This window comes from Streptomyces sp. CA-278952 (assembly GCF_028747205.1).
In the GTDB taxonomy this organism is placed as follows: Bacteria; Actinomycetota; Actinomycetes; order Streptomycetales; family Streptomycetaceae; genus Streptomyces.
Genome location: NZ_CP112880.1, coordinates 3,485,073 through 3,498,673 on the forward strand (window position 1 = coordinate 3,485,073; position 13,601 = coordinate 3,498,673).

General features: G+C 73.2%; 15 protein-coding genes. 6 read left to right on the forward strand and 9 right to left on the reverse strand.

Annotated elements, in window-relative coordinates:
- The first annotated feature begins 123 nt into the window (after positions 1–123).
- Positions 124–456, forward strand: a complete 333-nt coding sequence (locus N7925_RS15525; RefSeq protein ID WP_274346479.1) for a cupin domain-containing protein — start codon at positions 124–126, stop codon at positions 454–456.
- A 37-nt stretch (positions 457–493) separates the two neighbouring features.
- Here N7925_RS15525 and N7925_RS15530 read toward each other — a convergent pair whose 3' ends face one another.
- Entirely contained in the window at positions 494–820 is a 327-nt protein-coding gene (locus N7925_RS15530) for a winged helix-turn-helix transcriptional regulator (protein ID WP_274344177.1), read from the reverse strand.
- Positions 821–964: 144 nt separating this feature from the next.
- Between N7925_RS15530 and N7925_RS15535 the strand changes: the two genes are divergently transcribed.
- Complete coding sequence (locus N7925_RS15535) at positions 965–1,897, forward strand: NAD(P)-dependent oxidoreductase (RefSeq protein ID WP_274344178.1); 933 nt, start codon at positions 965–967, stop codon at positions 1,895–1,897.
- An 89-nt stretch (positions 1,898–1,986) separates the two neighbouring features.
- On the opposite strand, the gene N7925_RS15540 is transcribed toward N7925_RS15535, so the two are convergent.
- The 4 genes from N7925_RS15540 to N7925_RS15555 form a co-directional block, all read right to left on the reverse strand.
- Positions 1,987–3,261 (reverse strand): mannosyltransferase family protein, encoded by a 1,275-nt coding sequence (locus N7925_RS15540; protein ID WP_274344179.1) that lies wholly within the window; start codon positions 3,259–3,261, stop codon positions 1,987–1,989.
- 195 nt (positions 3,262–3,456) lie between these two features.
- Positions 3,457–3,945, reverse strand: coding sequence for a hypothetical protein (locus N7925_RS15545; protein WP_274344180.1), 489 nt, complete (start codon positions 3,943–3,945; stop codon positions 3,457–3,459).
- A complete protein-coding gene (locus N7925_RS15550; RefSeq protein ID WP_265600207.1) occupies positions 3,938–4,438 on the reverse strand; it encodes a SigE family RNA polymerase sigma factor in 501 nt (166 codons plus the stop codon). The genes N7925_RS15545 and N7925_RS15550 overlap by 8 nt, the downstream gene beginning before the upstream one ends.
- Before the next feature lie 124 nt (positions 4,439–4,562).
- Positions 4,563–5,366, reverse strand: coding sequence for a hypothetical protein (locus N7925_RS15555; RefSeq protein WP_274344181.1), 804 nt, complete (start codon positions 5,364–5,366; stop codon positions 4,563–4,565).
- 375 nt (positions 5,367–5,741) lie between these two features.
- Here N7925_RS15555 and N7925_RS15560 point away from each other — a divergent pair, with 375 nt between their 5' ends.
- Together N7925_RS15560 and N7925_RS15565 are read left to right on the forward strand one after the other, a co-directional pair.
- Positions 5,742–6,560 (forward strand): hypothetical protein, encoded by an 819-nt coding sequence (locus N7925_RS15560; RefSeq protein ID WP_274346480.1) that lies wholly within the window; start codon positions 5,742–5,744, stop codon positions 6,558–6,560.
- Positions 6,561–6,616: 56 nt separating this feature from the next.
- Complete coding sequence (locus N7925_RS15565; RefSeq protein WP_265600209.1) at positions 6,617–7,204, forward strand: Uma2 family endonuclease; 588 nt, start codon at positions 6,617–6,619, stop codon at positions 7,202–7,204.
- 17 nt (positions 7,205–7,221) lie between these two features.
- On the opposite strand, the gene N7925_RS15570 is transcribed toward N7925_RS15565, so the two are convergent.
- A complete protein-coding gene (locus tag N7925_RS15570) occupies positions 7,222–7,932 on the reverse strand; it encodes a response regulator transcription factor (protein WP_274344182.1) in 711 nt (236 codons plus the stop codon).
- Between the two features lie 23 nt (positions 7,933–7,955).
- Between N7925_RS15570 and N7925_RS15575 the strand changes: the two genes are divergently transcribed.
- Positions 7,956–10,304: a sensor histidine kinase gene (locus N7925_RS15575; RefSeq protein WP_274344183.1), complete on the forward strand. Its 2,349-nt coding sequence runs from the start codon at positions 7,956–7,958 to the stop codon at positions 10,302–10,304.
- A gap of 95 nt (positions 10,305–10,399) precedes the next feature.
- A complete protein-coding gene (locus N7925_RS15580) occupies positions 10,400–10,861 on the forward strand; it encodes a peptidase inhibitor family I36 protein (protein ID WP_265600212.1) in 462 nt (153 codons plus the stop codon).
- A 9-nt stretch (positions 10,862–10,870) separates the two neighbouring features.
- Here N7925_RS15580 and N7925_RS15585 read toward each other — a convergent pair whose 3' ends face one another.
- Genes N7925_RS15585 through N7925_RS15595 form a run of 3 tightly spaced genes read right to left on the reverse strand, consistent with a single transcriptional unit; the run spans position 10,871 to position 13,597 of the window.
- Positions 10,871–12,925, reverse strand: coding sequence for an ABC transporter transmembrane domain-containing protein (locus N7925_RS15585; protein ID WP_443032156.1), 2,055 nt, complete (start codon positions 12,923–12,925; stop codon positions 10,871–10,873).
- Positions 12,846–13,349 (reverse strand): lasso peptide biosynthesis B2 protein, encoded by a 504-nt coding sequence (locus N7925_RS15590; protein WP_274344184.1) that lies wholly within the window; start codon positions 13,347–13,349, stop codon positions 12,846–12,848. Before N7925_RS15590 ends, N7925_RS15585 begins: the two co-directional genes overlap by 80 nt.
- Positions 13,346–13,597 carry a lasso peptide biosynthesis PqqD family chaperone gene (locus N7925_RS15595; RefSeq protein ID WP_265600214.1) on the reverse strand — a complete coding sequence of 84 codons (252 nt, stop codon included), beginning with the start codon at positions 13,595–13,597 and terminating at the stop codon, positions 13,346–13,348. Before N7925_RS15595 ends, N7925_RS15590 begins: the two co-directional genes overlap by 4 nt.
- Positions 13,598–13,601 lie beyond the last annotated feature (4 nt).

Consider the following 13,601-nt stretch of genomic DNA (forward strand, 5'->3'; position numbering starts at 1 on the left):
GCAGGAAAGTACCGGAGAACGTCAATCGAGACACTGGGCGGGGCGTCGGCAGTCGACGAGGCTTGCCCCATGACGAAGCAGAAGCCACGAACGGCACAGAAGACTCAGGCAGAAGACACTTCGATGCGGGCGAGCGGACAGCTGCCCGGCTATGTCTGGTCCACCGCGCACGACGCTCCCACGCATGAGCTTTTCCCCGGCATTCGCCTGCGCCCCCTGTGGAGCGGCGGGAACGGCGCGAAGGCACAGCTGCTGGAGATGGATCCGCACACGTGCTGGGAGGGCATCGACGTGCACGAACCGGGGCCGGAAGAGGTTTTCGTGGTCTCCGGTGTCTTCAACGACGGCCAACGGGACTACCCCGCAGGCTCGTTCATCCACGCTCCCGCCGGCTCGTGGCACATCCCGCAGACGACGTCGGGCTGCACGCTCTTCGTCTTCTACCCCGAAGGCTGAGCGCCCGAGACCCGGGTGCCGCGCTTGCTGCGGCCGGTCACGGCAGGTCTTCGAGGCGCTCCATGTGCTCCTCGCCCCACTCGCCGAGCGGCATCAGCGCGGCGACCAGTGAGCGGCCGAAGTCGGTCAGCGAGTACTCCACCTTGGGCGGCACCTGCTCGTGCACCTCTCGGTGGACGAGCCCGGCCGCCTCCAGCTCGCGCAGTTGCAGCGTCAGCATCCGCTCGCTGATCCCGGCGACCGTCCGCCGCAACTCCCCGAAGCGCAAGCGCTCTTCCTCACCGAGCCAGAAGAGGATCAGCCCTTTCCATTTTCCGCCCATGACGGCGATGGCGGCGTCGAATCCGCAGGTGTACTTCCGCACGGCCCCTCCCACTTCCCCTGACAAGAGTGTGGGTACCGAACAAAAATGTCGGTACTTGTGCAATCTATCGTGCCGCCACAGCATGGAGATCACCGAAGCCCGGGACGTCCGAGCTTCCCGCAACTCCCCTTACAGGAGCGGAAGATGCCCATGCATAACGAGAGCCAGAACGAGAAGCAGAAGCAGAACCAGCACCAGCGCCCGACCCCCGTGACCGTCATCGGCCTGGGCGCGATGGGCAGCGCACTGGCGGCGGCCTTCCTGGCGGCGGGGCACCCGACCACGGTGTGGAACAGAACCGCGTCGCGGGCTGCCCCGCTCGTCGCCAAGGGCGCCGCGCATCCGGAGACCGTGGCGGAGGCCGTCGCGGCGGGCCCGTTGGTGATCACCTGCCTGACGACGTACGAGGACACCATCGAGGCCCTGGGGCCGGCGGCCGCCGCGCTGGAGGGCCGGGACCTCGTGACGCTCAACAGCGGTTCCCCGGCCGGCGCCCGCCGCACGGCGGAGTGGGCGCGAGGGCACGGCGCACGGTACCTCGGCGGTGCGATCAAGAACGTACCGCCGGCGGTGGGCGCCGAGGACACGCTCCTCTACTACAGCGGCGACGCCACGGTCTTCACCACGCACGAGCCGGTACTGCGGGTGCTGGGCGGGGACACCGTGTATCTCGGTGCGGACCCGGACCTCGCCGCCCTGTACGAGATGGCGGTGGGCGGCACGCTGCTGCCCGCCCTCGTCGGCTTCTTCCAGGGGGCGGCGGCGCTGCGGGCACGTGGCCTGGAGGCGGCTTCGATGGTGCGGTTCAGCGAACAGTGGTTGCAGATGATCGCTTCGGTGCTGCCCGTGCTGGCCCGGGAGATCGACAGCGGCGACTACAGCGAGCCGCTGTCGTCGGTGAACGTCTTCGTGGCCGGGGCAGCGCACGATGCGGAGCTCGGGAAGGAGGCGGGGCTCGACGTGGAGTGGCACAAGCCGTTCCACGAGCTGTTGGAGCGGGCGGTGGAGGCCGGCTACGGGACACAGAGCATCGCAGCGCTGACGGAGATCCTCAAGGATCCCCGGCCCGCCGCGTAGAGCCCCATCGGGCCGCATAGAGCCCCGGCGGGCCGCAGAGGCCCACCCCGGGGCGCGTCATCGGCACGGGTGCCGCAGGCCGGACGTGCTCACCCCGCCCACCTCCCCGTCAGGAACGTCAGCGCGACGAGCGTCGTCACCGGCGCGGCCACACTCAGGTACGCCGTCCTGAACCACGGCCTCCGCAGGCTCAGCGCCGCCAGGCCGATCCACAGCGGCCACCACAGCAGCGTCGCGCGCGGGATCGACGTGTACCAGTACGAGGTGCCCAGGGCCCAGAGGCTGAGGGCCACGTACAGTGCCTCGGGCCAGCGGCGGCGATACAGGAGCACGGCCACCAGCGCGAGCCCCACCAGCATCGCCAGGAGTTCCGCCTGGAACATGAGCGCGTAGCCGGTCGTCTGCGTGTGGCCGAACGCCCCGCTCCACGTGTTCGCCCACGCCTCCCACGGGGTGTGGAACGTCCGGTGCCACCCGCGTTCCTGGGCGTGCGTCCACGCCATCCAGTCGCCGGTCCGCGCATGCAGATACCAGCTGTACGCGGCCGGGGGCAGCGCCGGAAGCAGCGTCCAGCCCGCCGCTCGCCAGCTCCGCCGGTCCCGCTTCTCCCGGGCGGTCAGCACGAAGAGCAGGGCGATGGCGGCGGCGAGGAACAGGCCGCTGACGCGCACTGTCGTCGCCAGCGCCGTCAGCACGGCGGCGAGCGCCCAGCGGTGCCGCACGGCGGCGAGCCAGGCGGGCAGGGCGAACGCGAGGAACAGCGCCTCCGTGTAGCCGGCGGCCAGGAACACCGCGCAGGGCGAGAGCAGGAAGAGAACAGCCGTACGGCGGCCCGCCGCGTCCTCGGGCAGATACGCCCGCGCGATACGGGCCAGGGCCAGTACGGCCACCGCCCCCGCGACGAACGAGATCAGCAGCCCGGCCGCCGTCCAGTCCGGCACCACCGTGTGCACGGCCCGGAGCAGGAAGGGGTAGCCGGGGAAGAACGCCTCCCGGTTGTCCCAGCCGCTCGTCCACGGGCCCGTGTCGGCGGGGAAGTAGCCGTCGCGCGCTATGTGGAGGTAGTGGTTCGCGTCCCACCGCTGGAAGGACGCGAGTACGGGCGCCGCCTCTCGCGTGCCGGGGCGGGCGGGGAACAGCCAGCGGGCGAAGTAGGCCGTGATCCACAGGGATATTCGGGTCAGGAGGTAGAGCCACAGCACCGCCCGGTCGTCCGGGGTCAGGCGGGCCGCCGCCCGGCGGAGCCGCCCCGCCGGGGGCTCGGCCGGTTCGGCGATCCGGCGCCCGGAGCGCGAGGGCGTCCGGGGCTCGGGTGGTACGGGGTGGCCGGCGGGAGGCCGCAGCCCGGGAGAGAGCGTGGACAACTGAGGCGCCTTTCGGGCGTGCCTCGCGGATACGCGGATACGTCGAGGCGTAAGGGATCGCCCGGTGAGGTCGCCGGGGCGGGATGGGAGAGAGGAAGGAAGGCGTGGGGGCTCGGGCCGACTCGGGTACGACGGCGGCGCGGCATTAGTCGGTGCCAGTCGGTGTCCGTCGGTGCCAGTCGGTGTCGGTCGGTGTCAGGGCATCGACGTCGTCCCATCGGTCGTCGCCGACGGTGTGGACGTCGGCGACAGCCGCGTCGTGCTCGCGGTCGTCTCCCTGCCCGTACTCGTACCCGTACCCGTGCCCGTGCCCGTGCCGGTACTCGTGGGCGCTCTGCCCGGCCCGGTGGACCGGCCCTCCGGCAGCGTGGTGGCCGGCGTCGGCGGCAGGGACGGCGGCTGCGTCCGCAGCGGGTCCGACGGTACGGGCGACGGGTAGCTGGGCGACGGGACCGTGGCCGGGAGGACCGGTTGCGGACGGACCGGCAGCAGGCCCACCGCGACCGCTCCGCCCCCGCCGACGACGACCAGGCACACTCCGACCGCCACCAGGGCCATCCTGCGTCGCTGCGCGCGCATTCCGCGTTGCGTGATGCTCGACGCGTCGTCCGCGTCGGAGCGGGTCCGCCCGAACTCACCGGCCTCCCGGAACAGGGACCGCAACGGGTCCCGCGGGTCAGACATCAGGGGCCTCCTCGATGCGGGGGTCCCGCAGACGGTGGGCGAGCGCCGCCCGTCCGCGAACCAGATGCGTCTTGATCGTGCTGCCGGAGAGCCCGGTCTCCCCGGCGATCTGCTCGACCGTGAGGTCGCACAGGTAGTGCAGGGTCAGCGTCCGCCGCTGCTGCGGGGGCAGCTCCCGCAGCGCGTCGACCAGGACCACATGGCCCGGGTCCGGCGGCTCCACGTGTCCGGGCGCGCCGCTCCCCCGGCTCCAGGCGTCCGCCGAACGCCGCCGGAACCGCCAACGGCTCACCGCCAGCCGCCAGGCGACCGTACGGATCCACGCCTCGGGGCCGCCGTCGCGGTCCAGCCGGCCGCGCCGGACCCACGCCTTGACGAACGCCTCCTGCACGACGTCCTGCGCCTCCTGGAGGTCGCCGGTCATCACGTACAGCTGGCCCGTGAGACGGGCGACCGCCCGGGCGTAAAACTCTTCGAACTCCTCGACGGTCAAAAGTTGCTCCCGGATCTTTCGCCTCACCGGGTATACGCCCGCCGCAGGTCATCCGGTCGACACTACCCAGGAGGAATCGAGGGTGACAGTCGTCACAGCGGCACCGCGTCACAGCTTCACCGCGTCAACGCGGTTGGAGGGCGCGGCGCAGCGCGACGATCGCGGCCGGCCGGACATCGTGCCCGTGCTGTTCCATCCAGGCGAGCCACGCCTCGACGTCGTCGTCCATGTCGGGCTCCTCGCCCTTCCCGGCGTCGGTCGTCCGCTCCCGCAGCCACGCGACGGCGTCCTCGCGCCGCTCCACCGCGTGAGGGACAAGCTCGCCCACGGTCAGCACGAGTTGCTCCGCCACCGACAGATCGGGCTCGTCCTCGAACCGGGCCAGGAAGCGGTCGACGAGGTCGTCCGCCCGGTGGATGGCCCGTGCGAGTAGGGCGGCCACTCCGACCCGGATGTCCTCGTCGCCTTCCACGTCGTCGGCGAGGAGCGGCAGCAGCGCGTCGACCGCCCGATCCCAGGCGGCGGGCCAGGCGGCTGGTGCGGTGCGCCACCGCCCGCCGTGCCCCAGGCCGAGTTCCGCGGCGCGGGCGGCGTTCCCGGCTCGGGCGAGAACGACGAGCGTCTCCAGGATCTGCGGACGCACGTTCACGGCCGGGTCCCGGACGGCCTCGACGAGGAACGGAAGCACCTCGGGCGCCGCGGGCCGCACCGAACCGCCGTCGCCGGAGCACGTGAAGTGAAGGGTGGCGTGGGCGTTGTCGGCCGTTCGCAGATCGGGGGACCAGAGCCGCTCCAGCAGGTCCGGCCCGTACTGCCCGTCCGGCTTGGGGATGGAGGGGTCGACCACCTTCGCCCAGTCGACCTCCGCGACGAACCGGCCCGTCAGCTCGGCACCCGCACCCGCACCCGCACCCGCATGCGCACCCACACCCGCACCTGCGCCCTCTGTGTCCTTCATACCGCCCCCCGTTCCGCTTCGACCTCCCGAAGCTCAAGCCGTGAGCTCCGAGCCCTCTTAACAAGGATGGGGTGGATGGGTCAGTTGTCCCACCCACCCACCCTGGCTACGAAGTTGACAATTTGTGATCGAGTTGCGACACACGGTCGCCAGGCTCTAGCGTGCGGAGGACCTGGACCAAAAAGTCGACCCCCGCCGGTGCTCCAACACCGACAGGGGTCTGACCACCGAAGATCGACCCAACTCCGAAAGAAAACGATCCCCATGGCTGCCAGCCAGTTTAGTGATGCCCACCGCGCCCCGCGCGAGACCCCGCCCACGAGCACCTCCGCGACCTCCCACCCCCTGGCCAACCCCGGCTACGGCAAGCGCTCCGCCCCCGGCGAACGCCCCCGCACCGACCGGGACTTCGCTCACCTCCGCCCCCGCGACGCCGCCGTCGCCGCCTACATCGACCGGCTGCCCGACGGCTCCGACATCTCCGTGAAGACCCTGGCCAAGCACCTGCCGTACGGCCAGTGCGCCCTGGGCACGACCCTCAACCGGCTCCAGGACGAGGGACACCTGCGGCGCGGCAGCGAGTGCGTGATCACCGACGACGTCATGCTCTGGGTGACCCGCACCTTCTTCTCCCGCACCGCACGCGAGGACGACTGGTGGAACGCCTACACCCGGGGTGACGCCCCGCCGGACGAGCCCCGGCGGCCGACCCGTTCGCGGGCGTTCATCCTGCTGGCGGCGCTCGGCCGGACCGCCCCCGCGCTGACGCTGTCCGCAGCCGACTGCGTCCATCTGGAACCGCAGGTCAGCGAGTGGTTCGCGCGGGGTGCCACGGAGGCGGAGCTGCTGCACGCGCTCACCGTCGGGCTGCCGTCGCCCGTCCACTGCGCCGCCCGCCTCGTCGAACGCCGCCTGCGCGACAAGCTGCCGCCCGAGCGGGTTCTGCCGGGCCCCCGTACGGTCCTGCGCACCCTGGAGTGCGGCGAGTGCGGGGCCCCAGGCGCGCCCGAAGCGCTGCTCGGGGGCCTCTGCCGGCCGTGCCGGGGGCCGTCCCCGCAACCGCCGGTCGGCCCGCCGGGAGCCGTGCAGCCGCCCGGCGTACGGGACCGGATGAACGCGGTCCGGGCGGGTCTGATTCCCCGATCCGAGAGGACATACCGATGACCGTGCGGCTCGCCCAGAGATCCGACGGGGCACGATGGAGGGGAGGAGGCGACGCCATGACCCCCAGCACCGCCGATCACGTACCGCACGCCCAGCTGTCCGTCGAGGAGTTCGAGCAGCTCGCCCGTACGTCCCCCGAGACCGTGACGCTTGAGCTCATCAACGGAAAGCTGGAGGTCAAGCCCGTGCCGGACGGGGACCACGACGAGATCATCATGTGGGTCGCGATGCAGTGCATGCGGCACCAGCCGGATCTGCGGCTGTACCGCGAACGCGGGCTGCGGATCGGCGGATACCGCAACGGCCGCGCCCGCCCCGACGGCACTCTGGCCCGCGCGGGCCGGTTCGCGGGTGACGGCGAGTGGTCGAACCCCGACCGCATCCTCATGACCGTCGAAGTGACGTCGCACGACCACGACACCGACAGCCGAGATCGCACGGAGAAGCGTGACGGGTACGCCGCAGCGGGCATCCCGGTCTACCTCCTCGTCGACCGCGACCACGGCACCCTCATCGTCCACAGCGAGCCCGACAAGGGCCGCTACCGGCAGCAGCACTCGTACGACTACGGCGACGCCGTCCCCCTCCCCGGCCCCGTCGACATCACCCTGGACACCGAGGAGCTCAAGGACTACGCCCGCTGATCCCTCCCTCCTCTCCCTCAACCCTCCGTCCGCCGCTGCCCCTCGCCCCACCCCGCGTCCCTGGCCACCACCACCGCCTGCGCACGGTGCTCCACCGCCAACTTGCCGAAGACGCTGGACACATGGTTGCGCACCGTCTTGTCCGCGAGGCACAGCGTCCGGGCGATGTGCCGGTTGTCCGCGCCTCGGGCCATCAGGTCCAGCACCTCCCGCTCGCGCTCGGTCAGCGTCGCCAGCGGGCCCGGCGACGGCATCCGGCGCGCCCCGCCGCTCCCCTCGCCCAGCAGCAGGGACGTCACCCGCTCGGCGACCTCCGCCCCGAACACCGCGCCCCCGGCGGCCGTCGCGCGTACGGCGTTGAGCACCGCGTCCCGGCCCGCGCCCTTGACCAGGTAGCCCCGCGCCCCCGCCCGTAGCGCGGCGAGCAGGCTGCCGTCGTCCTGGGACATGGTGAGCATCAGCACCGGAAGCCCGGGGAAGGCCGCGGTGAGCCGCCGCACCGCCTCGCAGCCCGGGACGCCCGGCAGATGCAGATCCATCACCACCACGTCCGGCCGGGCCCCGGCGACCAGGGCCTCCACATCGTGCGCGTCCCCGGCCTCACCGACGACCCGCACTCCCTCCCCGCTGTCGAGCGCGGCCCGCAGGCCGGAGCGGAAGAGCGGGTGGTCGTCGACCACCACCACCCGCACAGGGGCGGGTTTCCCCGGTTCGCCGACTTCATCCACGACCGGATGCTAACTGTCATCCCATGAATACGGAGAGCGATAACGGCGGCTCGCGAGGGCTCCGGACGGCGCATCGGGAGCGCGAAACCCTGGCCGCCGCGCTCTGCCTGACCTCCGCGCTCCTCGCGTTCCTGGGCTGGTGCGTCCTCGCGGTCGCCGTCTTCCCCGGCACCGCCGTGCCGGACAGCGTCGCCCGGCTGCCCGACGTCACCACCGGCCTCACGCTGCTCCTCGTCGGCCTGCCCGGCACCGCCCTCGGCTTCCTGCTCGTCGTGCGCGGCGAGGCGAGGGCGGCCGGATGGCTCCTGATGGCGGGCGGTACCGGGTCCACGGTTCCGCTCCTCACCGGACTGCTGGTGGCCGTGCTCCCGGCCCGGGACGCGCTGCTGCTCGGCGCCCTCCTGGTGCAGTGGCTCGGCTCCACCGTCTACGCCTACGCGCTCCTCTCGATCCCGCTCCACTGCCCCGGCCGTCCCCTGTCCCCGCTGCCCCGGCGAGCCGTCCGGGCGTACGCGTTCGCGTTGCTCGTCGCCTGTCTGCTCATCGGCGCGGTGGCCGCCGGTGCGCAGGAACAGGTCCAGGGCCGGGCCAACCCGCTGCACCCGACCGCGTGGGGGCACTGGGCGCGCGCCTGGTTCACGCCCTGCATGCGGGCCGCTCCATGGCTGCTGGTGGCGGGCAGCGCCGTCAACGTCCTGGTGCTGGCGGCCCGCAGGGCGTTCCCCGCACCCCGCCGCTCCCGTGCCGCTGTCTTCACCGCCGCTTACGTCATCTGGCTCTGGGCCGAGTTCGCCATGGAGCACGACTGGCTGACGCCGTGGGCCTCGACGTCGACCTTCGCCGCGCTGACCGCCGCCTGGCTGACGGCGATCGGCTACGCCGCGAGCCACGACGGCCTCTGGCGACCCGACCGGAACGTACGGCGGCTACTGATCACCGCCGTGGTCGTCACGGCCGTCACCGGCGGGCTGGTGACGGCCTCCTTCACCGTCTCCGCCGTACTGCCCGGCGCGGCCACGCCCGGAGGGCTCGCCCTGGCCGCCCTCGCCCTGGCCATCGGCAGCGGGGTGCGCCCGCTGGCGGGCTGGGCGGCGCGGCGCGTGGACCGCGTCTTCCACGGCGTACGGGCCCTGCCGTACGAAGCCGTACGCACCCTCGCCGACCGGCTGCGCCTGGCACCGGACCCCGGCGGGGTGCCCGAGGCCCTGTGCCGGTCGGCGACGGACTGCCTGCGCTTCCCGGGAGCGGCGGTGGAGGTGGAGACAAGGGCGGGGCTGCGGCGGCTGGCCGCCACCGGGACCGGCCCCGGCCCCGCCCCGCACGTGTTCGCACTGCGCCACCTGGGATCCGTCGTCGGAGCGGTGCTGGTCGCACCGCGCACGGGGGAGGCGGAGCTGCATCCCCTGGACGCGGACCTCCTTCAACTGCTGGCCGACCAGGCGGCCCCGGCCGTGGAGGCCCTGCGGCTGCTGGAGGACGTCACGGCCGCACGCCGCGATCTGGTGATGGCGCGCGAGGAGGAGCGCCGCCGGCTGCGCCGGGACATGCACGACGGGCTCGGGCCGCTGCTCGCCGCCGTACTCCTCCAGCTGGACACCGCCCAGGCGGTGTCGGGGCCGGCGGCCGGGGACCCCGCGCCGCTGCCCCACGCCCGTCACGCGCTGGAGGAGGCGATCGGCGAGGTGCGGCGCCTCACCTCGGGGCTCGGCCCCGCCGCCCTCGACGAACGGGGCCTCGGGCCGGCCCTTCGGGAGCTCGCGGCCCGGCTGGGCCCGGGGGCGGGCGGCCCCCGGGTCGCGGTCACGGTCGCCCCGGAGCCGCTTCCCCCGCTGCCCGCCGCGGTCGAGACGGCGCTGCACCGGCTCGCCGCCGAGGCCCTCAGCAACGCCGTACGGCACGCGCACGCCACGGAGGTCGCGCTCACGCTCGCGGTCTCGCCCGGTCAGGCACTCCTGACGGTCACCGACGACGGCAGAGGTCTGCCGGGCACGGTGCGGCCGGGCGCCCTCGGGCTCTCCACCATGACCGAACGGGCCCGCGAACTCGGCGGCGACTGCACGGTGGGACCGCCGCCGGTGGGCCACGGCACCCGTGTCCGCGCGGTCGTCCCCCTGACCCCGCCGCCCGCGCCGCCCGAGCCGGCCACACCGGTCGCATCGGCCGCTTCGGCCACGCCGCGCACACCGGCCGCTTCGGCCGCTTCGGCCCCGCCCCGGCCGGCCAGGACGCCTCCGTGCCCGGGACCGCGCCCCGAGCCGACCGTGCCGGGACCGGGACCTCGTCCCAGGCCGGGCCGGGCGAAACCAGGACCGGAACAGGACAACGGCCCCGGGCGCCCAGGACACCGGGCGACCGACGCTGGAGCCACGTAACCGGAAGGCGGCCAGTCCCAACAGTCCCAACAGGGCCGACAGGGCCGACAGGGCCGACAGGGCCGACAGAGCCGCCCAGCGCGAAAGGCACCAGCGTGCGCATCGAAGAGCACACCGAAGAGCACACCCCCCGCCCGTCCCGGCGTCTCCACGCCACCCTCGCCGCACTCACCGCCGTCGGCGCGACCCTCGCCCTCTCCTTCGCCGCCACACCGGTCACCTCGGCCGCCCCCGCCACCCCCACCACCTCCGCGGCCGCCTCGGAGACCGCGGCGAAGAGGGCTGCCGACGACTGCGCGCCCGGATGGGTCTGCATGTGGAGCCATCGGCACTACGGCGGCACCCGCTTCGACTGGAACCCGGACATGGGCAACGTGTTCCTCGGCGAGCACGACTTGGCCGACAACATCGCCTCGTTCATCTCGAACGCCTCGGGCTGCTTCCAGGACTCGCCGACCGGCGGGGGCCGGGGCGACTGGTACAAGTTCGACGAGAACCACCAGTCCGCGGACTTCGCCTTCGGCCGGCTGACCGACCGGATCAAGCCCTCCTGCTGAGACCCCCCGTCACGGGACGTCCGCCGCGAGCTGGGTGGTCGCCAGCTCGCGGTACAGGTCGTCCCCGGCGATCAGCTCCTCGTGCGTGCCCGCCGTGCGGACCCGGCCGTCCTCCAGGACCACGATGCGGTCCGCGTGCCGGACGGTGGAGAGGCGATGCGCGATGACCAGCACCGTGGTGTGCTCCGCCAGTTCGAGGATCACGTCCCGCAGCGCCTGCTCGTTGACCGCATCCAGCTGCGAGGTCACCTCGTCGAGCAGCAGCAGGCGGGGGCGGCGCAACAGGGCCCGGGCGATGGCTATCCGCTGGCGTTCGCCTCCGGAGAGGGTGACGCCGCGGTGGCCCACCGCCGTGTCCAGGCCCTCCGGCAGCCGGCCGACCAGGCTGTCCAGGCGGGTCCGGGCCACCGCCAGGGCCACCGCCTTCTCCTCGGCGTCCGGGGCGGCGAAGACGAGGTTCTCCCGCAGCGTCCCGGCCAGGACCGGCGCGTCCTGTTCCACGTACGCCAGCGAGCCCCGCAGCTCGGCCAGCGGCCAGTCGCGGATGTCCCGGCCGTCCACGGTGATGGTGCCGGAGTCGTGGTCGTAGAAGCGTTCCAGCAGGCTGAACACCGTCGACTTGCCCGCCCCCGACGGACCCACCAGCGCGACCAGGCCGCCGGTCGGGACGTCGAAGGACACCCCCTTGTGGGCGGGCGCGCGCTCGTCCCCGTAACCGAACGCCACGTCCTGGAACGTGACGCCGAGCGGAGTCGCCGGAATCTCCTGCCGTACGGCTCCGGGATCGGCGGCCGGTTCGCCGGGCAGCGACTCGACCTCGTCGATCCTGCGCACCGCCGCGAGCCCGCTCTGCAAGCCCGTCCAGCCCTCGACCAGACCACCGATCGGGCCCATCAGGTAGAAGAGGTAGAGCAGGAACGCGATCAGCGACGAGATCTCCAGCGAGCCGGACGCGACCCGTGCGCCGCCCACGCCCAGCACCGCCAGGAACGCCAGCTGGATCGACATCCCCATCGTGACGTCGGAGACCGACGACCACCGCGCCACCGAGACGCCCCGGTCGTGCGCGTGCCGGGCGGCCGCCGCGACGGCCGCCGTCTCCCGCTCCTCCGCCCCGCTCGCCTTGACCGTGCGGAACGCCTGAAGCACCCGGTCCAGGGCCGCGCCCATCGCGCCCACGGACTCCTGGGCGCGGAGCTGGGCCCGCTGGATGCGCGGCATCAGCAGCGAGGTCACGGCTCCGATACCGACGATCACGACCAGCGTCACGCCGAGCAGCGTCAGGTCCATGTACGCCATGAAGCCGATCGTCCCCAGCAGCATCAGCACGCTGTTGAACGACTCCACCAGACCGCTGGAGAGAACCGTCCGCAGGAGGGTCGTGTCGCTGGTCACGCGTGACTGGAGGTCGCCCGGGGTCAGCCGGTCCACCGCCGGAACCTTCAACCGCAGGATGCGGCCCACGAGTTGCTCGCGTGCGCGCAGGACGACGCCCTCTCCCGTACGGGACATGAGATAGCGCCCGTACGCGGAGAGGCAGGCTCCCACCAGCACGAGCGCGGTCAGCGCGACGAGCGGTCCCGCGGGCGAGCGGTCCGCGGCGAACGCGTCGACCGCGTGTTTCGCCATCAGCGGCATCGCGAGGCCCGCCCCGGATCCGGCGAGCGAGAGCAGCCCCGCGCGCACGAGCACGCCCCGGTGCGGACGGACCCGGGAGAGGAGGAGCCGGAGAGGGGACGGGCCGGCACTCGGCCCGCCCTTGGCGGAACCCTCGGCGGCATCCGGGGCGGGCTGCTTCTCGGCGGCCCCCTCCGCGGACCGCTCCGCGGCATCCCGGGCGGGCTGCTTCCCGGCCGGCTGCTTCCCGGCGGACCCCTTCGCGGACCGCTTGGCGGACCCCTTGGCGGCCCTCTTGGCGACCTCCTCCGCGGCCCCCTTGGCCGGCGCCTCTGCGGCACCCCGCGCGGGCGGCGCGGCGGTCCCCTCATGCCCGCCGACCTCGTCCGTCCTCCCCTCGGCCCCGCCGCCCTCGTCCGTCTCCGTCGTCCCCGCCACCGTGCTCACCCGGACCCCCTCCGTCTGCCGTCACCACTATCAAGGGACGCAGATCCGCCGGTTCCGCCTGCTCGCCGACCGTGCGGCCCCCCGCCTGCACCCAAGCATGCGGGGAGAACGGCGGAGCCGCCCGCACCCCCGCGCACCAGTCGGGCCAGACTCCGGACATCCGGCAGGCCAGGGCGACGGCGACCGAGCGGGGCAGGCAGCCGTAACGGCCCGCACAGCGGCGGCTGGTGGCGACGACCGCACCGAACACCTCCAACGTCTCCGCGTACGAGGCCGGGCGCGCACCCCGGGCGCACCCGGCCAGCACCCGGCGCAGGCGCCCCGGCTTGAGGCGGGCCAGAACGAACGCGGCGGCGATGGCCGTGCGCAGCCGTAACCCGCCCGCTCCCGCGCCCCGGCGCGGCATCGTCATCTCGGTGGTCATGGGTGCAGGATCCTCGCCTCGACGAGCAGGCGGGTCAGCTCCGCCACGTCCGACTCCGCTTCGGCCCGCTCGACGTCGAAGTCGGCGAGGATCCGCTCCACGGCGATCTCGGGGGTGTGCCCGGAGGCGAGGGTGTCGACGACGATGACGCCGGTGTCGTTCAACTGCCAGTAGCTGCCGTCCTTCTCGTCGAGGAGGACGCCGCCGTACTCGGTGGTCGTGACGGCGATGCCTTTTCTGAGCTTCATCGGA